The organism is Sedimentitalea nanhaiensis DSM 24252 (genome assembly GCF_000473225.1).
In the GTDB taxonomy this organism is placed as follows: Bacteria; Pseudomonadota; Alphaproteobacteria; order Rhodobacterales; family Rhodobacteraceae; genus Sedimentitalea; species Sedimentitalea nanhaiensis.
Genome location: NZ_KI421509.1, coordinates 908,162 through 930,291, shown reverse-complemented (window position 1 = coordinate 930,291; position 22,130 = coordinate 908,162). Strand labels below are relative to the sequence as shown.

At 59.0% G+C, this 22,130-nt stretch carries 19 protein-coding genes and 1 tRNA gene; 14 read left to right on the top strand and 6 right to left on the bottom strand.

What is annotated here, in order from left to right:
* Nucleotides 1-126 precede the first annotated feature (126 nt).
* Together NANH_RS0106185 and NANH_RS0106180 are read right to left on the bottom strand one after the other, a co-directional pair.
* A complete protein-coding gene (locus NANH_RS0106185) occupies nucleotides 127-963 on the bottom strand; it encodes a DUF3883 domain-containing protein (RefSeq protein WP_027261236.1) in 837 nt (278 codons plus the stop codon).
* Between the two features lie 349 nt (nucleotides 964-1,312).
* Nucleotides 1,313-1,402, bottom strand: a tRNA-Ser gene (locus NANH_RS0106180).
* Between the two features lie 453 nt (nucleotides 1,403-1,855).
* Between NANH_RS0106180 and ggt the strand changes: the two genes are divergently transcribed.
* Complete coding sequence (gene ggt / locus NANH_RS0106175) at nucleotides 1,856-3,580, top strand: gamma-glutamyltransferase (protein WP_036049485.1); 1,725 nt, start codon at nucleotides 1,856-1,858, stop codon at nucleotides 3,578-3,580.
* Nucleotides 3,581-4,232: 652 nt separating this feature from the next.
* Here the strand turns inward: ggt and NANH_RS0106165 are convergent.
* Entirely contained in the window at nucleotides 4,233-5,243 is a 1,011-nt protein-coding gene (locus NANH_RS0106165) for a helix-turn-helix domain-containing protein (protein WP_027261234.1), read from the bottom strand.
* A gap of 194 nt (nucleotides 5,244-5,437) precedes the next feature.
* Here NANH_RS0106165 and NANH_RS0106160 point away from each other — a divergent pair, with 194 nt between their 5' ends.
* Together NANH_RS0106160 and NANH_RS0106150 are read left to right on the top strand one after the other, a co-directional pair.
* Nucleotides 5,438-5,773 carry a helix-turn-helix domain-containing protein gene (locus NANH_RS0106160; RefSeq protein WP_161631362.1) on the top strand — a complete coding sequence of 112 codons (336 nt, stop codon included), beginning with the start codon at nucleotides 5,438-5,440 and terminating at the stop codon, nucleotides 5,771-5,773.
* A 233-nt stretch (nucleotides 5,774-6,006) separates the two neighbouring features.
* Nucleotides 6,007-6,207 carry a hypothetical protein gene (locus NANH_RS0106150; RefSeq protein ID WP_027261232.1) on the top strand — a complete coding sequence of 67 codons (201 nt, stop codon included), beginning with the start codon at nucleotides 6,007-6,009 and terminating at the stop codon, nucleotides 6,205-6,207.
* Nucleotides 6,208-6,289: 82 nt separating this feature from the next.
* On the opposite strand, the gene NANH_RS0106140 is transcribed toward NANH_RS0106150, so the two are convergent.
* From NANH_RS0106140 to NANH_RS0106130, 3 genes are all read right to left on the bottom strand, one after another.
* Nucleotides 6,290-7,726, bottom strand: coding sequence for a DUF1254 domain-containing protein (locus NANH_RS0106140; RefSeq protein WP_027261231.1), 1,437 nt, complete (start codon nucleotides 7,724-7,726; stop codon nucleotides 6,290-6,292).
* Nucleotides 7,727-7,736: 10 nt separating this feature from the next.
* Entirely contained in the window at nucleotides 7,737-8,954 is a 1,218-nt protein-coding gene (locus NANH_RS25630) for a DUF1214 domain-containing protein (RefSeq protein ID WP_211237076.1), read from the bottom strand.
* A gap of 94 nt (nucleotides 8,955-9,048) precedes the next feature.
* Nucleotides 9,049-10,614 (bottom strand): inorganic phosphate transporter, encoded by a 1,566-nt coding sequence (locus tag NANH_RS0106130; protein ID WP_036050531.1) that lies wholly within the window; start codon nucleotides 10,612-10,614, stop codon nucleotides 9,049-9,051.
* A 247-nt stretch (nucleotides 10,615-10,861) separates the two neighbouring features.
* Here NANH_RS0106130 and NANH_RS0106125 point away from each other — a divergent pair, with 247 nt between their 5' ends.
* The 11 genes from NANH_RS0106125 to NANH_RS0106075 all read left to right on the top strand — a co-directional run bounded on the left by NANH_RS0106125 (nucleotide 10,862) and on the right by NANH_RS0106075 (nucleotide 22,112).
* Nucleotides 10,862-12,703 (top strand): Na/Pi cotransporter family protein, encoded by a 1,842-nt coding sequence (locus NANH_RS0106125; protein WP_051372260.1) that lies wholly within the window; start codon nucleotides 10,862-10,864, stop codon nucleotides 12,701-12,703.
* 53 nt (nucleotides 12,704-12,756) lie between these two features.
* A complete protein-coding gene (locus NANH_RS0106120) occupies nucleotides 12,757-13,008 on the top strand; it encodes a hypothetical protein (RefSeq protein WP_027261228.1) in 252 nt (83 codons plus the stop codon).
* A gap of 283 nt (nucleotides 13,009-13,291) precedes the next feature.
* Nucleotides 13,292-13,432, top strand: coding sequence for a hypothetical protein (locus NANH_RS29050; protein ID WP_211237075.1), 141 nt, complete (start codon nucleotides 13,292-13,294; stop codon nucleotides 13,430-13,432).
* Nucleotides 13,433-13,436: 4 nt separating this feature from the next.
* Nucleotides 13,437-13,688, top strand: coding sequence for an Lrp/AsnC ligand binding domain-containing protein (locus NANH_RS25625; RefSeq protein ID WP_051372259.1), 252 nt, complete (start codon nucleotides 13,437-13,439; stop codon nucleotides 13,686-13,688).
* Between the two features lie 211 nt (nucleotides 13,689-13,899).
* A complete protein-coding gene (locus tag NANH_RS29645; RefSeq protein ID WP_322786785.1) occupies nucleotides 13,900-14,103 on the top strand; it encodes a hypothetical protein in 204 nt (67 codons plus the stop codon).
* Entirely contained in the window at nucleotides 14,100-14,873 is a 774-nt protein-coding gene (locus NANH_RS25620) for a zinc-binding metallopeptidase family protein (RefSeq protein WP_322786784.1), read from the top strand. Before NANH_RS29645 ends, NANH_RS25620 begins: the two co-directional genes overlap by 4 nt.
* Nucleotides 14,848-16,011, top strand: a complete 1,164-nt coding sequence (locus NANH_RS0106095; RefSeq protein ID WP_027261226.1) for a M24 family metallopeptidase — start codon at nucleotides 14,848-14,850, stop codon at nucleotides 16,009-16,011. Before NANH_RS25620 ends, NANH_RS0106095 begins: the two co-directional genes overlap by 26 nt.
* A gap of 9 nt (nucleotides 16,012-16,020) precedes the next feature.
* Nucleotides 16,021-16,773: a maleate cis-trans isomerase family protein gene (locus NANH_RS0106090; protein ID WP_027261225.1), complete on the top strand. Its 753-nt coding sequence runs from the start codon at nucleotides 16,021-16,023 to the stop codon at nucleotides 16,771-16,773.
* 73 nt (nucleotides 16,774-16,846) lie between these two features.
* On the top strand, nucleotides 16,847-17,557 hold the full coding sequence (locus tag NANH_RS28410) for a hypothetical protein (RefSeq protein ID WP_139236464.1): 711 nt from the start codon (nucleotides 16,847-16,849) through the stop codon (nucleotides 17,555-17,557).
* A 157-nt stretch (nucleotides 17,558-17,714) separates the two neighbouring features.
* Nucleotides 17,715-18,650 (top strand): SMP-30/gluconolactonase/LRE family protein, encoded by a 936-nt coding sequence (locus NANH_RS0106080; RefSeq protein ID WP_139236466.1) that lies wholly within the window; start codon nucleotides 17,715-17,717, stop codon nucleotides 18,648-18,650.
* Nucleotides 18,651-18,914: 264 nt separating this feature from the next.
* Nucleotides 18,915-22,112 carry an ATP-binding protein gene (locus NANH_RS0106075; protein WP_027261222.1) on the top strand — a complete coding sequence of 1,066 codons (3,198 nt, stop codon included), beginning with the start codon at nucleotides 18,915-18,917 and terminating at the stop codon, nucleotides 22,110-22,112.
* Nucleotides 22,113-22,130: the final 18 nt, after the last annotated feature.

Below are 22,130 nucleotides of genomic sequence, written 5' to 3'. Positions count from 1 at the left end.
AAAAGCCCAGTATTCGCAATTAATGCCGTTGTGACTGCAAGCACAACGATTTCGTCACTGGCTTCCGTTATCTTCACCTTCCAAGCAGCAACCCTTGAACAATTGAGCCGCGCAACAAGCTAAACCTCAGTGAAAGCTTGCTTGAAAGGCCGTCGCGGTCAACGAGACATGGGCGTCCAGCGGCGGGTGCAACTCAAACGCTCTTGGCTCTCGCGAGAAGTTCCAGAGCCGGAACAGGCACCATTCCGACCGGCGCTCTTCGGCGACCGCCAATTCATTGCGGGAGATATAAAAGGGCGTGCGTTCCCAGCCGTTTGTCGTTTTCACCTCGAGCAATCGCTCCCGTCCGTCCGGCGCGAAGCTGGCAATGTCATACCCGGCACCATCGCCGTCCTCTTCTGAAACCCAACGCACCTTTCGTGCCAGATCATCCCGACCGGCTATTTTCAGTGCGGATCGTTCATGAGCCACGACGCGTTCTTCTCCCGCCCGGCCAAGGGCCCGGTTGCGTTCGTCTCGACCCGCCACGTCGAATTTTCGGGCAACATGCAGCATCTGCTCCAGTTCTTGCGGCGGCGGCTGGTTCGACAACGTCGGTGAAGGTCCAATCCAGATCTGCGCAGCCTCGCGCAAACCATTTACTGGTCGCGAGCCCGGCATCCGCCCAAGCCAGGCCGGGTTCCATGCCAACCAACGCGCCACAGCATCGACCAAGGTCATCTGGAAATTGAACGCTGGCTTGTAGCCGGGGATCCAATCTTCACCGAGCCCCTTCAGCACCGCGCTGATATTCTGATGCTTGAACTCGATCGAGCCTTCCGTTCGGCTCCGCAATAGGGGCATCAAACTGCGCCGGTGCTGAGCCTTGTTGTAGGGACGGCCCGCCATGTCCTCGGCCAGCATCGCGAAGTAATCCGCGACGATCAGGTCGTTTTCTTCATCGGTCCAGGGCCCATTCGACATGCCGCCAGGCTATGAGCGGAAAGTCTGTTTGTCATCAAAGACTTCTCGCGACCTTTCGCACTGCTTCGAAGAACCACGCCGCCTTCAGGTGTCTCTGACCGTTTCGATAGCGGTCGAACCTGCCTCAACTGCGGCGCAATCCATTTTCAGCAAGCTTCTGAAAAGACAGACAGTTTTGAATGCGTCTCGATTTGGGTGAAGGGCGGGTGGAAAGAGACGCGGGGGCTTTAGAGACCGATTTAGGCCCAAATGCCAGTCTCCGAAAGTCGGATGGCATCGTTAAACCCCTTTGAACCAAAAAGAAAAAAGGCCCTCACTGGGGCCTCGTCTCGGGTTCGCGATTGGTTTGTGGCGGAGAGACAGGGATTCGAACCCTGGAGACGGTCTCCCGCCTACACACTTTCCAGGCGTGCGCCTTCGACCACTCGGCCACCTCTCCGTGCCGACGGTATTTGCCGGATCCCAGGAGCTTTTGCAAGCCGGAAAACTCGAGGTTCGTCCAGGGTAAGGGCACAACCAAATTTCTTTTGCATATTCAATCACGAGCCTGCGGATTCTTGGGACTGGTCTGCAACCGCAAGGTCAGAATCATGCCCCATATAAGCGTCCGGTCAGGCCGTTTTTTCGATCAGTTCCACGGCAGAAGATCTTCTACGCGGGGGGGGCCTGTAGTCGGGGGTACAGGACAGCGCATCGGCACGCCATGCCAGGGCATCGACGCGGGTCGCCGAAATATCCCATTGACGGTATTGCGATGCTGAAATGACCGCGAAAATTCTTTGACAGGGCCCGCGAAGGGGGCTGAAGCTTCCCATGGTGCCCGACGCCGATGTTGCACCTTTGACTCGAAACTGCGACGCTCAGGACACGCAAGACAAATGGGAGGACTTCAATGAGACACGTTATCACAGGGGCGGTGTGTTTTGCCATGTCGGCGGCACCCGCGCTTTACGCCCAGGAAGCGGCGATCTTCTCCGGGAGCGACCGCGTTCATCCGGTCTATGCTGAAAACGGCATGGTTTCGGCGCAGGAAGCGGTGGCGGCCCAGATCGGACTCGACATCCTCAAGGCAGGCGGCAATGCCGTTGACGCAGGCGTTGCTGTGGCCTTTGCCCTGGCTGTAACCCTGCCGCGCGCCGGCAATATCGGCGGTGGCGGGTTCATGGTCGTCCATGACGCGGAAACCGGCGAAACCAAGGCCATAGACTATCGCGAAATGGCACCCGCATCCGCGGATCGCGACATGTTTCTCGACGCCGCAGGCGACGCCGACAGCGAACTCTCGCGCTACACGGGTCTGGCCGTCGGTGTGCCTGGAACGGTTGCCGGAATGCAAATGGCGCTCGAAAACTACGGAAGCATGACTCTCGCCGAAGTGATCGAACCGGCGATAGCCCTTGCCCGCGACGGGATCGCGGTGACTCCCGGCCTTGCCGACAGTCTCAAGGGGCTCGAGGCCCGGCTGAAGAAATGGTCGACCTCCGAGAGCATCTTCTACAAGGCAGGCGGCGGTTTCTACGAACCCGGCGAGACCCTTGTGCAAGCGGACCTCGCCAATACCCTGCAGAAGATCGCCGATGAAGGTACGGACGGCTTTTACAAGGGCGAGACGGCGGTGAAAATCGCCGAAGCGGTGCAGGCCGCCGGTGGCCGCATCACCGTAGAGGACATGGCCGGCTATACGCCGGTTCTGCGCGACCCGGTTCGGGGCACCTATCGCGGCTACGAGATCGTTTCAATGCCGCCCCCCAGTTCAGGTGGCGCGCATATCATCCAGATCCTCAATGTTCTCGAGGACTATCCGATCTCCTTCCTCGGCCACAATTCCGCCGACACGATTCACCTCATGTCCGAGGCGATGAAACGCGCCTATGCCGACCGTTCGGAATATCTCGGCGACAGCGATTTCGTGGATGTGCCTCTGGCAGAGATCACCTCCAAGACCTATGCCGACGATATCCGCGCCGGCATCAGTCTCAACGCGGCGACCCCGTCGGTCACAATCAAGCCGGGCAATCTCGCACCTTACGAGTCCGACCAGACCACACATTTCTCGATCGTGGACAAGGATGGCAACGCCGTTTCCAACACCTACACGATCAACTTTTCCTATGGTTCCGGAATGGTTGCCGATGGCACCGGCGTTCTCATGAACAACGAGATGGATGACTTTGCCGCCAAGCCCGGCGTGCCCAATGCCTATGGCCTGATCGGCGGGGATGCCAACGCTGTCGAGGGCGGCAAGCGGCCGCTTTCGTCGATGTCGCCGACGATCGTGATGAAAGACGGAGAGGTGTTCATGGTCACCGGCTCGCCTGGAGGCTCGCGCATCATCACCACCACGTTGCAGGTCATCATGAATGTCATCGACCACGGGATGAACGTTGCCGAGGCTTCCTTTGCGCCCCGCATCCACCACCAGTGGCTGCCGGATGAAATCCGGATCGAGGACGGCATCAGCCTCGACACGATCGGTTTGCTCGAACAGCGGGGCCACAAGGTCAGCGAAAAATCAGTGATGGGTTCGACCCAATCGATCCTCGTGGATAAGGAAAGCGGCTACCTTTTCGGAGCCTCGGATCCGCGCCGCGTCGACGCCGCGACCCTCGGGTACTGATCCTCTACGAAAGCAGCCCCGGCGACGTCGCCGGGGCGAAGTTGCCCCACCTCGCATGAGGCCGGTCAACTTCGCCATATACTCGAACTCGGACCACGCCGCATTCCTCGAAAAAGCTGCGCGTCGCTGAACAGTGGAACAGGTGCATCATTCTGTTCGATACGCATGAAGTTCTGATCTCAAAAAAGGCCGCCAACCGAACATTGTCGTCCGGCTCCTGTAACAATAGCAGGGCTGGGTAATTTCCAGCGAAAGGACTTGTTCGAGATTTTTCCGGAATGGAAGAAGGGTTCACTCGGCAACGGTGCAACTTGCCTGTCTTCGAGGATGCGGCGTGGGCGGTCGGGTTCGGCTTCTATCCGCGCGCGGGGTGCATGCATGTCGATCTCGGCCCCACGCGCCAATAGGGCGAACGCGTCCCGGTTCGCGCGACGGCGTTCGCCGAGGAAGCGCCACCCGCGCACAAGGTTCTGATCTCGTCTGCCGTATCAGAATGCCCCGGCATCGTCGCGTTTGTTTTCACTTGGCGCCAAGCCCTCTTTTCGAAAAGCTCATTGCGGCGGCGTTACCGGCTGCGAGCCGTTGGTCGCCTTGAAAAACGACGGCCGACGGGCCCCCATGACACTCAACGGTGCGCAGGCTTCGGCGCGCGCTAACCTGCAAGAGCGAGGGACTTTCGATAGTCCCGAGGCGAGATACCGGCCAGCCGCCGGAATGCACGGGTAAAGTGCTGGGGGTTCTCGTAGCCGGTCGCGAAGGAGACGTCGATGATCTTCATCGCGCGGTCAGCGAGCAAGTCGCAAGCGATCTCGTAGCGCGCCTCGTCGAGCACCTTCCGGAAACTCATGCCATTGCGATCGAGCCGCCGCTGCAAGGTGCGCGCCGTGGTGCCAAGCATCTCTGCCGCCTCTGCGAGATCGAGCGGCGCATCGTTCATGTAGGGCTTCAGCATTTCTCGCAAACCCCTCCCGTAGGTCCAGGTCTGCAGCTGGGCATGCGTCTCCGGAGTGGATCCTACCGGCGGGGCCGCAGGCCGTCTGCAGGGACGGGCCAGCGTTTCGATTGGAACCAGGATCGAGCAATGTGGTTGGCCCAGCAGTATCCGCGCGTTCGGCAAGGCGGCATATGCGGCGTCGGGCGGGGTGCCATGAGTGGTGAGCGTGATCTCCTCGGGACACCAATCTGCCCCCGCGATGGAGCGCACCGCTAAAAGGAAGGCGTAGATCTGGAGCCATTCCGAATAGGCGAGAGCCGGGCTCTCTTCGAACCCGACCATATCGCAGCGCACGCGCAGATTGCGCCCTTCTTCGACCATCCCCCCGACCAGCGCGCTATCCTCGAAGGTGCAGCGACGGACCATCGCTCTGAGCCGGGCGCGGCCGCTCGGCGCGTTCAGGAAAGCGGCTTGAGTCTCCGGACGCAAACTCTGGAACGACAGGTTTTGTGCGGCACGAAACCCGAGATGCATCGCGGCGTGCGATCCGCCACAGGCGGAGACAAGGGCGAGCACCCGCGGGACAAGCAGATATGCGTTCGGGTTGTCCTCGACCGACCCCGGCAATCCCACCCGATTCAACAAGCGATCAACAGGCTCCCCGATTTCTCTCAGGACGTTCAGATAGACATTCAGATGCACAGCACGGACAAGCGGGACAGGCGTCATGCCCGGTCACCGTGTCGGAGACCGAGAGTCCCCGCGCTTGCTTTTGAATTTCCGGCTTGGATGTCTGGCGTTCCCAGAGCGTGCCATGTGGCGCGGATGGGTAAGATTCTCGGGGCGCACAGCACTACAATGGTGCCTCCTGCATCAAAATACCTTGGCAGCTTACAACGGCTATGGCGCAAAATGCAAAAAACTTGCTGACGTTGGACCGCGTTCGCAAGATCGTGACGAACCTGTCCTATTCGAAGCAGCCGACGATTGCAGAGGTTGCGCGCAAGACCGGCACAACAAGCCGAACCCCGCAGCGGCGTCTGGCAGAAGCGCGCACGAGCTGCCGCGAGATCGTGTCATCAGCGCGTCACGAGCGGGCGAAGGATCTGTTGAGCCAGACCGAGGTGCCGGTCTGTGAAATTGCCGCCCGCCTGGGTTACGCAACGCCGGGCGCGTTTTCTCGCGCCTTCGCGAAACGCGCCAATCAATCCCCAAGCGCCTGGCGTCAGGCTGCTTCGCGGGTCCGGACACAGGGGTAAGAGTGGCGCAAAATGGCAAGACAGGGGCCCTGTATTATCCTCAATTGAGGGTAGGAAAAGCGTGCCCGAGGACGAGCGACATATCGATGACCGTCACGTCAAGACCCAGGCTGTTCACCTTGGCCTGTATCCAGACCCGCATCGGAGACCTAACATTCGGGGATGTCGCACAAGGCCACGCCAATTGCAGGAGCTCAGGTGTCGGTCTGCAGGCTGGCCAGGATACACCTCAAATGCTCGGTGCCGTGCGCACGGACGAAAACGGGGAATTCGGCTTGGGTATTGTCGACGGACCTGACGCCGGGGCCGTGCTGTATCTTGTCGCGCAGGGCGGCGAGGCGAAGACGGCGGTAGGCGCGGGTTCGAACCCGGCAACCACGCTGATGGCACTCCTTAGAGGCGACGCTCCGGCGCAGGTGCGATCAACGAGTTGACCACGGTCGCCTCTGCCTTCGCGGCCGCGCAATTTCTGGACGGCAACGATGTGATCGCACTCGGCCTCCGGGCCTTCGGTTTCTAATTTGCCGGAGCAATCCCAGGCGGCTGCCAATCGCCATCCAACGCGGCCTTGGCCGGCCAATAGAGACGCATGACCATGTAAATCGGGCCGTCCGGTGCCGGCAGCCAGTTGGCCTTTGCCTTGGCGTCCGTCGGCTCTTCTTTCTGGATGTAGAGTGTCAGGGAACCGTCCTCGTTCTTCTGCAAATCGGGCAGCATGGGTGAATTGACGAGATAACGATCGATGCTGTTCTCGATCAGGAGTTGGGTCTTTCCGTCATACATGGTGACCGACCAGAACGCATTTACGGGCGGAAGCTCGCCTGCCGGAAATGTCAGCGTGTAGTCGCTCTTGCTGCCATCGAGGTCCGTGCCGTTCGCGTCCTTCCGGGTCAAAGGATAGAACGCTTCTGCGGTATCGTTGCCATAGAGCCCGACAAGCGCCGCCGCCGCCCGCGTCAGATAATCGTCCTTCAGCATGGCGCGATCGCCGAACAGGCCTTGTGAAATCTGCCAGCCATTGACCACCCGGCCTACGTTCTCTTTCTTGGTCTCGGTCTTTTGCGCGCCCGCTTTCAGGCCTTCAGCGATGGCGGATTTCACGTCGTCCGGGAGACCGATGGAAGGGTATGGTTTGCCCGCCTCTATTCCAATCCGGGCGAACTTGTCGCGCAGCGGCTGTTCCGCCTCGGCTTCGCCGATGGCAGGGGCGAATTGCAGGATGAACGCCAAGTAACTCAGCGGGTCCTTTTTCGCGGTTTCGTTGTCGAACTTCATCCAGTCGACCGCGGGTGCAGCGGTCGGTGCCGCGGTCTTGGTATGCGTGGACAGGGTCGAGACGGTGTATCCGGCCTGCACGTTCTTGGCCTTGTCAAGATCGGACGGACCGAAGACCTGGGTGCGGTAGATCGCAAAGCCGAACTCGGTGCTCGAGCGAATGACTTTGTCGATTCCATTCGGGGTGTCTTCGGACCAGTGCGGGCCGGCGATCACATAGCATCCTGCGCCGTTGCCCGTTGTCCGGCTGCCGATATAGTCGAAATTGTAGGTGTAAAGATTGATCAGCTGAACGGAATAATACCGGGATTTCTCGATCTCGGGCACGCAGACGACCAATGGTTCGGCACGCAGATCCATCCAGACAAAGGAATAGATCGTATCGCTGTTCGGCGTGACGATGGCGGTATCCTTTGGCGACGCCAGGCTGGCCATGCTGCTGATCTGGTTGAACGGCGCCTTGTACTGGCTGCTGTTTGTGTCGATCGCGAACTGGTACATCACGCTGTAATTCATCACCATCGGCAGGCCATAGATCGCGGCCTCTTCGGCGATGGATTTCGCCTCATCGGCTGACAGCGCCTGTTGCGCACCCGCGGTTTGCGGCGTGGCGGCAAGACCAAGCAGCGCGAGCGTCAGGCCCAGTGCCCAGGTTGCGATTTGTGCTTTGAATGTCATTCTTCTCTTCTCAATACGAAAAAGGGTCGCCACGGAGGGTGACATCTTGACGGCTGCCTTGTGATGCGCCGGCCGAGGTCACTTCGGCCACCGAGGGGAAGATGTAACTGCCGTCGAGGATCGCCTTTTCGGGTTCGTAGAGGCGCACGCCATAGTTCCATCCTTCCATGATCGGCAGGCAATTGACGCGACTGTCATCGCAGCCGCCGAAGTTGATGGTGATCGAGCCGTCGGAGTTTTTCTCCGCGTTGACGCTGTTGAAGTTGTAGGCGCCTTCGGGGTTCTTCTGGAAATAGCCATTGTCGTTGTAAAGGCTGACCGACCAGAACGCTCTGACGGGGACATCCTTGGCGGTCAGTTGATATTCACCGACAGGCAAGCCGGGATTGACGTTCAGGTAAAAGGCGTGCTTCTGCGGCAGCCCGCCAAAGCCGACCGCGGTGCCGATAAGGTGGCCGATGGGCGTGGTGTCTTCTTTCGATCCGAACCAGCCGGTGGAATCGGGTACGCCCTTGCCAAGGTCGAGCAACGGATCGAGCGTGGCCTTGTAGCTGGTCTGGTCATAGTCCGGCGCGGTGAAAGGCGTGGCGGACTTTGCCTCGATCCCGATCGCGTCCTGCAGCTTGTGCACGGCCTTGATATCGCCGGACGAGTTCGAATCGACCAAGGTTCGAATCCCAATAAAGACATGGTCGGACCCGAATTCTTCTTTCGTCAGTTCGTGGCGACCACCATCGAGATAGACGGCATTGATGTAGTTGGCTTCGTTCACCACCATCATGGAGCGGTAGCGCGACCCGGCATCGGGCAGCGTGATGGTCGCCCCCTTGCTTATGTCCACCACCATGAAGCTGTAAAGCGTGTCGCGGTTCAACCGGATCGTCGGCTGGTTGTCGATCGCTACCGGCTCGCGGATGTTGAGCACCTTGTTCACCCCACCGGCCTGTTTCTGATAGCTGTCGAACTGCATGGCCGTCTGCGCTGCGATAAAGTTCATCACGTTGACCTTGACCGGCTCCGCCTGCGTGGCGGTCCCAGCGAGCACTAGGATACAGGCGAGAAGGTCGGAGGATTTGGAAAAAATCATTTTGAAGAAATCCCTTAGTTCATCAATCTGGTTGGACACCAGGTTTGGTGGGCGCCCGTGAAAATGGCGGCCTGAACAAGTCAGGCGTGCCAACGACGAACCGGAGACCAACGGTTCCGCGCCAGTGTAGCGCCAGCACAACCGCGACTTCTTACCATTTCGCGACACTTTCGCGCACCGGTTTCAGTGCCGCGCAAGGTGTGATGCGGTCAACAGTAGGGATGGGAACAACATATCAAGGCAGAAGCATCCCGCGTAGCATAAAGAAGAACATCGCCGCGAGGACCGCTGCGACCGGGACCGTGATGATCCATGCTGCCGCGATACGCAGCAGAAGATTGCGTTTAACGAGCTCGACACGGTGCACACGGCCGAGGTCGCGTCTTTCGCGTTTGCCCAGTAGACGATCGCCTGAGGCTTGGGCCTTCATATTGCGCAGCATCTCGCCCTTCATTGCCACATCGGCTGCCTCGAACCGGGCGAGAAAATCGTCTACGGCTTCGGGATCATTGTTGGCGTGATGTTCGCGGATCTGCTCCAGCATGCGCGCATAGCTGGATTTGATGTATTCACGCAGGAAGCCGACACCAAAGACACCGCCTACTGCGATATGGGTCGAGCTGACGGGCAACCCCAGTTGCGAGGCCATGATAACGGTTATCGCGGCCGCCAGCGCGATACAGAATGCACGCGTTTTGTCCAGTTCGGTGATCTCGCTACCGACTGTCCGGATCAGTTTGGGTCCATAGAGTGCCAAGCCCAACGCAATTCCGATCGCACCGACGGCCATGACCCAGAGTGGAATCGAGGCTTTGGTGATCACGCCTCCGCCGACGATGGCATCGTTGATGCCGGCAAGCGGCCCGACCGCGTTGGCCACGTCGTTGGCACCATGGGCAAAGCTTAACAGCGCCGCTGCGAAAATCAGGGGAATCGTGAACAGGTCATTGACGCTGGCCTTGTGGTTTTCAAGCTCGGCTGTTCGGCGCGCAATATAGGGCCGCAGGAAAACGTAGGCGACGGCGGCCAGGCCAAGGCCGGCCAGAATTGCGACAGGGAATGAAACCGAGACGATCTTCTTCACGCCTTTCAGCATCAGATATGTGGAAAATGCCCATGCCATGATCGCGACGAGCACAGGAACCATGCGGTTGGCCGCGGTCAGAACGTCTTGCTTGTAGGTGATCGAGCGCTTGATGACGTAGAGAAAACCGGCCGCAATCAAACCGCCCATGACCGGTGAAATCACCCAGCTTGCAGCAATCTTGCCCACGACCGACCAGTCCGCAATACCCCAGCCTGCGGAGGCGATTCCCGCCCCCAGCACGCCGCCGACGATGGAATGTGTGGCGGACACCGGTGCGCCGATGACGGTCGCGAAATTCAGCCAGACCGCAGCAGCAAGCAGGGCTGCGATCATCAGCCAGATGAACGTATTGCGATCGGCAACAAGGTCCGGGTCAATGATCCCGCTCTTGATCGTGCCGACGACATCGCCCCCGGCGATCAAGGCGCCCCCGGCTTCAAAAAAGGCCGCGATCATGATTGCCCCGGTCAGCGTGATAGCATGCGATCCGACAGCCGGGCCAACATTGTTGGCGACATCGTTCGCACCGATGTTCATCGCCATGTAGCCACCGATCATGGCCGCGGCGACCAGAAGGATGCCGTCGATGCCCCCATCTGTGCGCACGATGGTGAACAGCATGATTCCCACGATAAAAAGCAGGGCCGTTCCGAAGCGGAACAGCTCATCGCGGTTTCGTTGAACAGCACTTTCGATGTTTTCGGTTCTAAGCACAACGCGGCCCCCTTGTGCGCAATGGATGAATGCGATCAACAACAACCGCACTGAGCTGAATATGAGCCACGTCAAAGACAAGGGATTCAGAACCTCTTATGTCTCAAATGTGCAACGCCACTCTGAGGGAAGGCCCAGCTATGGGGGAGAAGGACAATAACTTTGTTGCCGGGTTTGGTCAGCCAACTCGGTTGCTGCCGCGATTGGTCGAAAGGCGTGAGCGGTCGGCGCGGTGTGACCCTGCCGAATGAGCCGCTTTTATCTTCCAGTCGTAATCGGCACGCTACTTGTGACCTTCTGGTTCAGCCCTGACGCTCAGGAAATCGCGGCCGGAGTCGCAATCTTTCTGTTCGGAATGCTGATGCTCGAAGACGGCTTCAAGCTGTTCGGCGGCGGCACGCTGGAACAGGTTCTGGCGCGCGCGACAGCCTCTACACCCCGCGCGATCGGTTTCGGGATCGTCGCCACCAGCCTGCTGCAATCGAGTTCTCTCGTCTCGGTGATCACCATATCCTTTCTTAGCGCCGGGTTGATCTCCTTGATTGGCGGTGTCGGGATCGTCTTCGGTGCCAATATCGGCACGACAACCGGTGCGTGGCTGGTTGCGGGACTTGGACTCAAGGTCAACATCGCGGCCTATGCAATGCCGATGATCGCGCTCAGCATCGTTCTCGTTTTCCAGAAATCCAGGCCCTTGCGGGGCATCGGCTATGCGCTGGCCGGCCTTGGTTTCCTGTTCCTGGGCATCCATTACATGAAAGAGGGCTTTGACGCATTTAAGGACCAGATTGACCTGACGCGCTTTGCGCTGTCCGGACTGATCGGGCTCATCGTCTATTCCATTGTCGGCATGTTCGCGACCGTGGTCATGCAGTCCAGCCACGCCACGATGGTGCTGATTCTGACAGCGCTTGCCGCCGGACAGATCAGTTACGAGAACGCACTGGCGCTGGCGATCGGTGCAAACATCGGCACGACGATTACCGCCATAATCGGCTCGCTCGGAGCGAACCACCAAGGCAAGCGTCTGGCGCTGGCCCACTTGATCTTCAATACTCTGACAGCCGGTCTTGCGTTGATCTTCATTGTCCAGCTGCGTGATGCGGTCGATGCGATTAGCGCTCTGGTGGGGATCGCCCCGGACGACTATGCGTTGAAACTGGCGGTTTTTCACACGGTTTTCAATTTACTCGGGGTCGTTATCATGTTGCCGTTCCTGCAACGTCTGGTCAGACTGCTTGAGCGCCGTATTGCCGACCCTCAGCCGGATGTCAGTCGCCCCCGGTATTTGAACGAGGCCGCCGACGAGTTCCCGCAAACCCTTGAAATCGCGCTGAGCAAGGAAGTGCTCCATCTCTATGAAAACGCGATCGAACTGATCCTGCACGGTCTCAATCTGCACCAGAACGAGATTTTCGCGACGGATAATGTCGCGGCGACGGTGCGCAAGAGCCGGGCGCCTTTAGAGCTTGATCTCGCCAACGGATATGAAAACCGGGTCAAGACGATCTATTCCGCGATCGTGGAATTCGCGACACGCGCCGGAGACAAGCGACTGCCTCCCGAGATCGCCGATCGGGTTTATGAGCTGCGCGACGTCGCAAGCGACATCGTTCAGGCAGTCAAATCCATCAAGCACCTGCGCAAGAACATCCTGAACTACACCACGCGCCAGCAGGGCGCGGTCACAGAGTTGTATGACAGCCTCAGGACCGATATTGCACGAATTGCGGTGGAAATCAGAAAAATGGGGCTTGCTGCGCCAGAAGATCGCAGCGGGCTTTGGCTGGATCAGGAACGCGCCCAGATCGAGGACGCAGTGCGCCTGACCACACATCGCGTGGACGCGTTGATCCGCGCCGGAGATTTAAGCCCGGCCGCCGCGACGTCTTTCATGAACGATTCTGGCTATGCGTACGGCGCCATGCGTCAACTGATCGAAGCGGCCCGCAGCTATTACATCGAACGTGACGGTTCCATGGCCGAGGTCGAACGCCTCCTGTCGCTCGATGAAGAAGAGATTGGCGAAAGCCCGGGCGATGCGGATCCGCAGCCGGTGTCGGATGCGTCCGGGCAAGCTGCTACATAAATGTCATGAAACGCTCCTACGCTAGGGCATTGGTATAGATTGGAGTCGTGCAAATGGGCCTGAACAAACTTGCGGCCAAAGTGGTCGAATACAATGAACGCCTTGAAAGTGGCAAGGCCAGCAAAATCAAGCCAAACCACGTCGAAAAGGTCCTGGCCAAGCTCAAGAAGAAGACGGACGAACTTGAAGCAGAGATCGCCTCTGCGCATTCCGCCGACAAGAAAGCCCGACTGGAAAAAAAGCTCGGTGTGGCGCGCACGCATGTCGAGCGCGCTGAATGGCTGCTGAATGAACTCAGCCGGTAATCTCGCTGCCGGACCCCGTGCTGAAGAGTTGTATGGCTGTTGGCACAGACCCTGCATGGGCCGCCAATCTGGCATCTCGCGCTTGGCCGCATCGATGTTGTGCCCCTAGATTTGTAGAGGCTTGTCCGCAAATTTCGAGACGAGAAGGCCGACATCCGGACGCGCGATTGCAGCGACGATTTCAAGGGCAATGCGTTGCACCTGTTGCCGATTTCCACGCAGAATTACCCCCCCGTTCGCCTTCCACCGGAGCAACTTGCGGCGGCGGTACCGGAGTGATCCCATGGGATTTCTGTACCTCATCATCAGGCCTCTGGCATTGCAAGAGAAGCTGCCCGATCTGAATGATCGCGCGGCGACCATTGGCAAGACGGGAAAGATTTCCGAAAGCTGCATCCGGTTTGATCCGGTCGGTTTCGGATAGGAAGATGACATTTATTGTACTGGTCGAACTGGACCGGGAATCGCTGCATCAGCTCGATTTGTTCCGAAAGCGTGCCAAGGCCGAGCCGCAGGTCCGGCAATGCCACTATGTGACCCGCGACGCGGATATTATTCTGATCTGCACGGCACAGGATGTGCGGGCCTTCGAGGCTTTGGCCCACGGGCTGTTCTTTGAGAATTCGAATGTCCGGCGATTCCGATCTCGGTGGCGATGGAGCGCACCAAGATCGGGCTGAATCTGCCGATCTAGATGGCAGCAGACGCGGTGCGGGGTGGTGGCTGCGGGCGCATTCAGCCCCGTGTCGAACCGAGCCATTTGACCTGAATTATTGAAATCAATCTGTACAGATCCGGTTTTTGCAGGTTTTTCTGCCAAAGAGGCGAAACTCGATGTCTCTGGTGCATCGCGGCTGTGTATACTGGTCGTGAGTAAGGGATCGTCGCACCATGGGCAATTTTGAGACCCGTTTGACACGGCTTCGGCAGGATCTGCACCGGCCCCCCGAATTAGGCTTTCGGGAAACGCGGACCAAGGCGGTCGTCGCCGAGCGCCTTGGGTCTCTTGGCATCGATGTGCACGAGGGGGCTGGCGTTGTCGGCGTGCTTCGGGCCGGTGCCAAGAACACGGCCATCGGGCTGGGTACGCGATGATCGACGAAGGTGTGCCCGAACAGTTTCCGGTCGAAGAAATCTATGCCAGCCACAACTTGCCCGGCGCCCCAACCGGCCAGATTTCGACACGTGCAGGCATCATTTGGAACAGCGAGACGTTGTTCGAAATTGCCGTGAAAGGATGCGGCGGCCATGCCTCGATGCCGCAGACAGGCGTGGATGCCATCACGGTTGGTGTCGAACTTGTACTCGCCGGGCAATCGGTGGCTGTACGCAAACGCGCACCGGCGTCCGGCGCGGTCTTATCGGTGACCGAATTCCTGACCGATGGTCAGCGCAACGTTCTTTCCGGAAATGGGGCGCTCAAGGGCGATTTCCGTGCCCGTTCGCCCGAAGACCGCATCGCCATCGAGCGCTTCAAGCGCCAGATCGCTACAGGTGTGGCCACCGCATACGGGATCGAGGCAACGGTCGGTTTCGACACACAATTCGTCGAAACGATCAACGCCGAACTACCTGTCGAGCCCGTATACCGTGCCGCCGAGGCCGCTGGCTGCGATCCGATCCGTGATCGCACACCGATGAGCTTTTCCGAGGATTTTGCACAATTCCCGGCTTGCGTGCCGGGCTGCTTCCTGTTGCGCCGCAATGGTGAGGCCGGGGCGCATGCCCGCCCGCTGCATTCTCTGACCATGATTTCAACTACGCCCTGTTGCCGATCGGCACAGACATCTGGGTCAGCCTGGTACAAGACCGGCTGCCTCCGCGAAAGGACCATGTATCATGACCGCCCCGGATCGAGGCTTTAGGGAAGAGGAATTCGCCAGCCGCACGGCGCGGGCGCAGGAGAGAATGGCCGAGGCCGGATTGGTCGGACTGCTGCTGACCACCGAGCCGGAGGTCCGCTATTTCAGTGGATTTCATACGCTGTTCTGGCAAAGCCCAACCCGCCCGTGGTTCCTGTTCGTTCCGGCAACGGGCAAGCCCATCGCGATCGTTCCCGGGATCGGCGCAGATCTGATGCGGCGCACCTGGATCGATGACATCCGGACCTGGGACGCGCCCGTACCAGAAGATGATGGAGTCAGCCTTCTGACGGACCTTTTGACGCCCTATGCGCAACGCGGCGAGACCATCGGCTTGATGAAGGGGCATGAGACCCATCTGAGGATGCCGCTCGCAGATTACGAGCGGCTTCTGGCCGGGCTCGGGGCGTTACAGATAGCCGATGCCACCGGTCTCGTACGAAGTCTTCGAATGGTGAAATCCGAGGCCGAAATCGAAAAGATCGCGCATATCTGCGCGATCGGCTCGCGCACCTTTGCCCGGGTTCCTCATTTCGCAAATGCAGGCCAGCCCCTCGAAAATCTGTTCCGGGCCTTCCGCCGTGAGGGGCTTGCCCAGGGTGCGGACGACGTTCCGTATCTTGTCGGCGGGGCCGATACCGGCGGCTATAGAGACGTTATTTCTCCGCCGTCCCGCCGTCCGCTGGCCACAGGCGATATTCTGATGCTCGACAGCGGCGCCAACTGGGACGGCTATTTTTGCGATTTCGACCGCAACTATGCCATCGGGTCGGCGGACGATGCCTCTCGCTGGGCTTATGACATTCTCTGGCGTGCCACCGAAGCGGGCATCGCTGCCGCGCGCCCGGGCGCCACCTGCCGTGACCTTTTCCTTGCGATGCAGGGAGTGATTGCCGAAAAGGACGATCAGGGGGGCGATGTCGGGCGGTTTGGACATGGGCTTGGGATGCAATTGACCGAATGGCCCTCGCATGCGGCCTGGGATACGACGGAAATTACCGAGAATATGGTGCTGACGCTTGAGCCGTCGCTTGGATATGGCGATGGACGGATCATGGTCCACGAGGAAGATATTGTGGTGCGGGCGGGCGGTGCCAGACTTTTGACCGAACGCGCTGCGCCCGAACTGCCGATCATCTGAGGTATATCAATGAAACTCGACTTCCAGACCGATGACGGTATCGGCACACGGGCCAAGCTTGGCGTGATCGTGCTCGAAACCGACGAAACGCTCGAGCCCGAATTCGCGCGCATCATGAAGCTGGCGGGGGTTGTTCTGCATCACAGCCGGATCGCGATGGTTCCCGAAATCCGCCCCGATACGCTGGCCCGGATGGAGCAGGACCTGCCAACCTCGGCGCGGCTGTTGCCGCCGTCGCCATCGCGGAGCTTTGACGCCATCGGGTTTGGCTGCACATCGGCCTCGACCGTGATCGGCTCGGACAGGGTGGCAGGGGCTATCCAGAGCGTGTGCCCCGGTGCGCGGGTGACCGACCCGCTTGCGGCGATCATCGCGGCAGGCAGGCACCTTGGGGCGACGCGGCTTGGCTTTGTCACGCCCTATGTGCCTGAGGTATCGGCTGGGATGCGCGCAAAACTTGAGCAGGCGGGGTACGAGATTGCGGGGTTCGGTTCGTTTGAGGAAGGCAACGACCGTGTCGTCGCCCGGATTACCCCATCCTCGATCCTTCAGGCCGTGGAGGCCGTCGCCGCACAGGCACCTTGCGATGCGGTTTTCGTTTCATGCACGAACCTGCGGTGTCTCGATATCATCCCCGAGGCCGAGGCGAGGCTGGGGGTTCCAGTCATATCCAGCAACCAGGCGCTTTCCTGGCACATGCTTCGCATGGCGGGGGTCAACGACACTTGCGCCCAGTTCGGGCGGCTCTTCGGGCAGGATTAGCAATATCAGGCCCAGGTCGCGACACCAGGCTTGTGAATGATCGGGGCCTGACTGAAAGTTGCGAACGCCCAAGATGAGCTCGTTGATTTTGAAATTTCCAATAGAGCACTCGCCCTACGAGCGTCAGAGCCAGAGAATCTTGAAACACTGTCCGCCAGGCAAAAAAGAGGTGGTTGCTGATCGCCTGGACGGTAAATTGACCGGCATCGAACTGAAATGGGCTTTGACACGGGCAGGTCTCGATAGACATGAAGTCCGGGCATCCAGATCTAAATCGAACTGCGCCCTGAACAAATACATAGACGCGTTTGCCGCGCGTGCAGTCGTCGCAGCCCTTGCAATCCGGATGCCTCCTCAGTCCGACGGCAAAGGACCAAAGCTCAACATCCTGCCCCTGAATGAAACCGGCATCGCCGGGAAATTTGCGTTTGAATCAAGATGTCTGCTTGCCATGGGGCGAACAGAGCGGGGACGGACCGCGCGGGACCGCCTTTTGTGCACAAAATCCATGACCCCAGCCATCACGGCGACCGTGCGTTTCAAGCGGCTGCCGCCAATGGTGTCAAAAGCCACCACCGGCGATTTGGGAACATGCCGCCAATCGGTGGACAGACCCAGGCGCGCGTTTGAATACCGCAAGCCACGCTCACGCAATGCCGCGCGCCGATGGCATTCATTAGCCGGTTTGCCGACGTTAAGGAACGGCCGAGACCCGCAATCCCCATCCGGCATACCCTGTAAAGGTACTGCGGTCGCTGCAAATCCGTCTGACAAGATCCTTTGATGTCAGGATGGATCAAGCGCCGATTATGGACTAGCATTTGCGTAGTGCCGTCAAGCAAGGCAGCATTGGGTCAAGAAGCGCAGGTTACATAAATGGTCGTCAACTGCCGTGTTTCAAAACGGAATCTATCAGTTGGCGCGTTCAGGGGAGCGATAGTATGTCACTGGAATTGCAAGAAGTGGTGAGCGGTCTCGGCTTTCCCGAGGGGCCCGTGGCGATGGCCGATGGTTCGTTGCTTTATGTCGACATCAAGAATGAAACGCTGTCGCGTGTCGAGGTGGACGGTGGCGTCAAAGTTGTGGCCGACCTTCCGGGCGGACCCAATGGCGTGGCGATCGGACCCGACGGTGCCGCATATGTATGCAACAACGGCGGCGTCTATAATTTCGTTCCTTTCGGCCCTGACCCCTATGGGAACAAGCAGATTACGATACCCGATAATAATCCAAAGCACTGCGGGGGGTCGATCCAGCGGGTCGATCTGAAGACCGGCGAAGTCAGAACTTTGTACTCGACTTTCGGTGAAAAAAGACTGCTCGCGCCGGACGATATCGTCTTTGATAAATCTGGCGGGTTCTGGTTTACCGATTCAGGCGTCCAGGGTCTGGAAAGCACCAAGACCGGTGCGTTGTATTACGCGACGACCGATGGAAAAACGCTGGAGCATGTCGTTGCAATTCCGATGCCCAACGGTATCGGGATTTCGCCGGACGATAAGACGCTGTACGTTTCGGACACGGTATTCGGACGCCTCTGGGCTTTGGAGATCACCGGCCCCGGAAAGGTAAAACCCGGACCGCTGCCTGTCATGCCTGGTGAGGTCGTGCAAACGCTTCCAGAGTTTCAATGGCTGGACAGCCTCAAGGTCGAGGCCTCGGGACGTATTTGTGTCGGTACGATATTTAATGGGGGCATCACCGTCTTCAGCCCTGATGGGGTGACAGAGCACGTCGCGGTTCCGGACCTCTTTACAACCAACCTCTGTTTTGGCGGCGCGGACATGCAGGACGTATGGATTACAGCCTCCAGCACCGGCAAGATTTACAAGACGCGTTGGCCTCGGCCTGGACTGAAGCTCGCATTCAACGCGTAAAGCCTGCTTTGCGATTTGTCGGATCGCTCAGGTCGGCCAAAGGACGGAAATTTCGAAATAGCCAGAGCATTTTGCATTTTTCGGGTGGGATTTCCTGAGCCGTGTCAGGAAGGGGATCCTATTTGAGCACTTTGATGCCAAGGGGGCGCTGTCCTGCGCCCATTGCCACGCGGATGCGGATCGCAATTGGGGAACGTGAAACCATCGGTGTCGGTTTGCGTATGCTAGCGATTTCGATCCGGGTAATGTAATATCTGTCTCACCATGGATGAAGCAACAACCCTTGCCACAAGCCGGCCGACGCGTCTGGGCGAGCGACGGCAAGTTTCCGTGCTGTCGACTGATATGGTTGGGTACACCGCAATCATAGAGCGACTCGGTGAGGAAGGAGCGCTCGCGTTCACCCGAATGATATATGAAAGGCTGAGCGATGCCGTTCACCGGCATGGCGGCGTGGTGCGCGGTTTTGCGGGTGACAGCATCATGGCGGTATTTGGAATTCCGGAAGTCCAAGAAGATGCGGCGATTCGCGCCTGTCGCGCAGCGTTGTCGATCCAGGCTGCATTTGGGCCATCCGCAGGCGATATCGAGACCAAGTTTGGCGTACGTCCCTGTGTGCGTGTCGGTGTCAGTTCGGGGGTTGCGGTGATGGCACCCGTAGAGGGCGAGGGGGGCCAGCTGACGGCTGTCGGCAATACCGTGAACCTGGCCGCGCGTATACAAAAGCAGGCGCAGCCCGGGGGCTGTCTGGTGTGCGACGCGACGCGCCGCCTGGTTGAATGGCTCGTCGAATTGAACTTTGGCGGCGAACACGAGATCAGGGGCATGGCCAAACGGCAGAAGGTCTGGCAGCTTCTGTCTGTCCGCGAAGGGGCCAAACGGTTCGATGCCTCTGTGGCCCAAGGGCTGAGCGAATATGTGGGGCGCAGCGCTGAGTTGGCGGAATTGTCCGATGCGCTTGATCGGGCGCGAACCCAGCTCTGTGCGATGGACATCGTTGCCGAGCCGGGTTTGGGCAAGACCCGGCTCGTGTTCGAGTTTCTGAGGCAGGGCAAATCTCAGGACGCCGTGGTGCTGACGGGGCATTGCTCTGCCAACGGCCAGAGGGTTCCGTTTTTTCCGTTTCTCGAGGTCGTGCGCAGTTCTTTCCTGATCCGCGACGAGGATGAACCCAGGGAAATTGCGCGCAAGCTGGAAAGTGGGCTTCGGCGGTCGAATCTGAAAACGACGGAAAACGTGGGTCTTTTGCTCAATTTTCTGGGCATACAACCGCCAGCAGGTGCGTTTGACGGTCTTGACGGTGTTCTGATCGGGCTGCGCACGCGAGATCTGTTGCGCGCGCTGCTCAGAGCGAGATGTGCAACGTCCTTGATCGTTGTCCTGATCGAGGACATTCACTGGATTGACCATGCCTCCGAAGAGATGTTGAGCAAGCTGATCGAAAGCGGCGGGCAGCCCAATTTGCTTATCATCCATACCCGGCGACCGGAATACGTGCCGGACTGGCGGGACAAGTCTGGCGTTATTCCATTGGCGCTCGGGCCGCTTGCGGCACCGGACATCGGGTATCTGATACAGACCCGTCTGGGCATCGATCACCTGCCTGAAGCGTTGATTCTACAAGTCACCGAGCGTGCAGCGGGCAATCCGCTCTTTGGTGAGGAAATCCTGAGTTTCCTGCTCGAGCAGGGTGCCTTGCGTATCGACGCGGGCAAGGTTGAATTTGACGCCGAGCTGGGCAAAAGCGCGCTGCCCCCAAACATGCAGAGCTTGCTCGCCGCCAGAATTGATCGGCTTGAACCGGAAGACCGCGCAGTGTTGCAGGCGGCTGCAGCAATTGGCCGACGTTTCGATCCGGGCCTTCTTTCATCTGTTTCCGGCAAGGCAGACGAAACCGGCGCTGCGTTGCGTCGGCTTCAAGTGCAGGACATCGTCTATCGCGAGGCAAAATCTTCGGATTATATTTTCAAACATGTGTTGTTGCGGGACACGGTCTATCAAAGCCTGCTTTCGGATCGCCGGACCGAGCTTCACCTGGCGATTGCCAAGGCTTTGGAGAAACGCAACGACCAGCGTCTTGCCGAGGCAGCAGAGACCTTGGCGTATCACTATGGCCTTACGGATCGCACCGATCTCGCATTTACCTATAGCGCGTTGGCGGGCGTCAAAAGTCTGGGTGTGTTTTCGCTTGGAGAAGCCAACAGATATTTCGCTTCTGCGTTCGCGCTCTATCAACATGATCCGGCCTGCACGACCCAAGATGAATTCGCGGCGTTTCTTGCCAGCTACGCGCTTTGCCTGAACATTTCGCTGCGAGTCAAGACGATGCTCGATCTGGCGATCAAGGTCGGGCCGATCCTTGAGGGGGTTGGGGACAGTCACCATCGCGTGCTCTTCCTGCATCACCATTCGGCATGTCTTGTCTGGAACGGAAGGTATCGCGACGCGCTTGAGGTCCAGAGTGAATTGTCGGCGATGGCGGAACGTTTGGGCGACCCGAGGTCGATGGCTTATGCGCTCGTTACCGAATTGTCGGTGTCATGTTATTGCGGGCGACTCTCAAGCGAAGCTTTCACAGCCAAGCGACAAAAAGCCGAAACGGTGCTGGCTGGCCTCGATGACGCGTATCTTCACAATTTCTTTTTGGCTCATGTGGGATGGAACGCTGTCAGCCGCGGCCAGGTCGCAGAGGCAAACCAGGCTGCGGATAACATGATTGTTGTCGGTGTCTCGATGAACGACCCACGTTCCCTTGGCTATGGGACTGCGATGAAAGCCTTGATCGCGATGGTCAGCGATGACCATGAGACGGCGCTGGAGATGGCGGAACAGGCGCTCAGCCTGTCGCGGGTCCAGTTCGAGATTACCATCGCCAGCGCTGCAAGGTGCGCGACACTCGTGCCTCTCGACAAACCGGGGGCGCTGGACGAGGTGAAGCAATATGTAGATTCTTGCGAAGAACGCGGCTGGGCGTTGTTCTGTTCGACGCCGGATACGATGGTGGGCGTCGGACTGGCTGTGAGCGGAAAGATTGACGATGGGCTGCGGCACATTGAAATGGCCATCGCTCGCCGCGAGCAGGAGGGGTATCAAACGGCAGCCGACTGGTATCGCCTGTTTCTGTGTGAGGTCTATCTCGAAATCCTGTCAGGCAAGGGGGGGGCGTCTCTGGGCGTGCTACTGCGCAATATCCGATCGTTGAGCGGGGTGTTTATGTTTGGCGCAAAGAGGATTTTTTCGTTGGTGGAGCAGGTGCGCTCGAATCCGCAATTCGATCGGGACGGGCATCACATCGGGCGCACAGAGATGATTCTGGGACTGCTGTACAAGATCAAGAAAAAGAATGTCCTCGCAAGACGCCATTTGACCGAGGCGCTGCGCATCGTCAAACCGTCTGGCCCATCTCCCATGCTGACGCGGATCGAGGAGGCATTGGCGGAACTGGACCGTGCCCGGCGATGAGGCGTGCCCGACAGTCGA

What these genes read in the sequence shown, in the direction of transcription:
- NANH_RS29645 (WP_322786785.1), top strand. Translation starts at nt 13,900, where the DNA reads ATGGGCAATTTTGAGACCCGTTTGACACGGCTTCGGCAGGATCTGCAC.
- NANH_RS0106080 (WP_139236466.1), top strand. Translation starts at nt 17,715, where the DNA reads ATGTCACTGGAATTGCAAGAAGTGGTGAGCGGTCTCGGCTTTCCCGAG.
- NANH_RS0106075 (WP_027261222.1), top strand. Translation starts at nt 18,915, where the DNA reads ATGGATGAAGCAACAACCCTTGCCACAAGCCGGCCGACGCGTCTGGGC.
- NANH_RS0106140 (WP_027261231.1), bottom strand. Translation starts at nt 7,726, where the DNA reads ATGACATTCAAAGCACAAATCGCAACCTGGGCACTGGGCCTGACGCTC.
- NANH_RS0106120 (WP_027261228.1), top strand. Translation starts at nt 12,757, where the DNA reads ATGGGCCTGAACAAACTTGCGGCCAAAGTGGTCGAATACAATGAACGC.
- NANH_RS0106090 (WP_027261225.1), top strand. Translation starts at nt 16,021, where the DNA reads ATGAAACTCGACTTCCAGACCGATGACGGTATCGGCACACGGGCCAAG.
- NANH_RS0106095 (WP_027261226.1), top strand. Translation starts at nt 14,848, where the DNA reads ATGACCGCCCCGGATCGAGGCTTTAGGGAAGAGGAATTCGCCAGCCGC.
- NANH_RS0106165 (WP_027261234.1), bottom strand. Translation starts at nt 5,243, where the DNA reads ATGACGCCTGTCCCGCTTGTCCGTGCTGTGCATCTGAATGTCTATCTG.
- NANH_RS29050 (WP_211237075.1), top strand. Translation starts at nt 13,292, where the DNA reads ATGGGATTTCTGTACCTCATCATCAGGCCTCTGGCATTGCAAGAGAAG.
- NANH_RS25620 (WP_322786784.1), top strand. Translation starts at nt 14,100, where the DNA reads ATGATCGACGAAGGTGTGCCCGAACAGTTTCCGGTCGAAGAAATCTAT.
- NANH_RS0106125 (WP_051372260.1), top strand. Translation starts at nt 10,862, where the DNA reads ATGAGCCGCTTTTATCTTCCAGTCGTAATCGGCACGCTACTTGTGACC.
- ggt (WP_036049485.1), top strand. Translation starts at nt 1,856, where the DNA reads ATGAGACACGTTATCACAGGGGCGGTGTGTTTTGCCATGTCGGCGGCA.
- NANH_RS28410 (WP_139236464.1), top strand. Translation starts at nt 16,847, where the DNA reads ATGAGCTCGTTGATTTTGAAATTTCCAATAGAGCACTCGCCCTACGAG.
- NANH_RS0106150 (WP_027261232.1), top strand. Translation starts at nt 6,007, where the DNA reads ATGCTCGGTGCCGTGCGCACGGACGAAAACGGGGAATTCGGCTTGGGT.
- NANH_RS0106185 (WP_027261236.1), bottom strand. Translation starts at nt 963, where the DNA reads ATGTCGAATGGGCCCTGGACCGATGAAGAAAACGACCTGATCGTCGCG.
- NANH_RS25625 (WP_051372259.1), top strand. Translation starts at nt 13,437, where the DNA reads ATGACATTTATTGTACTGGTCGAACTGGACCGGGAATCGCTGCATCAG.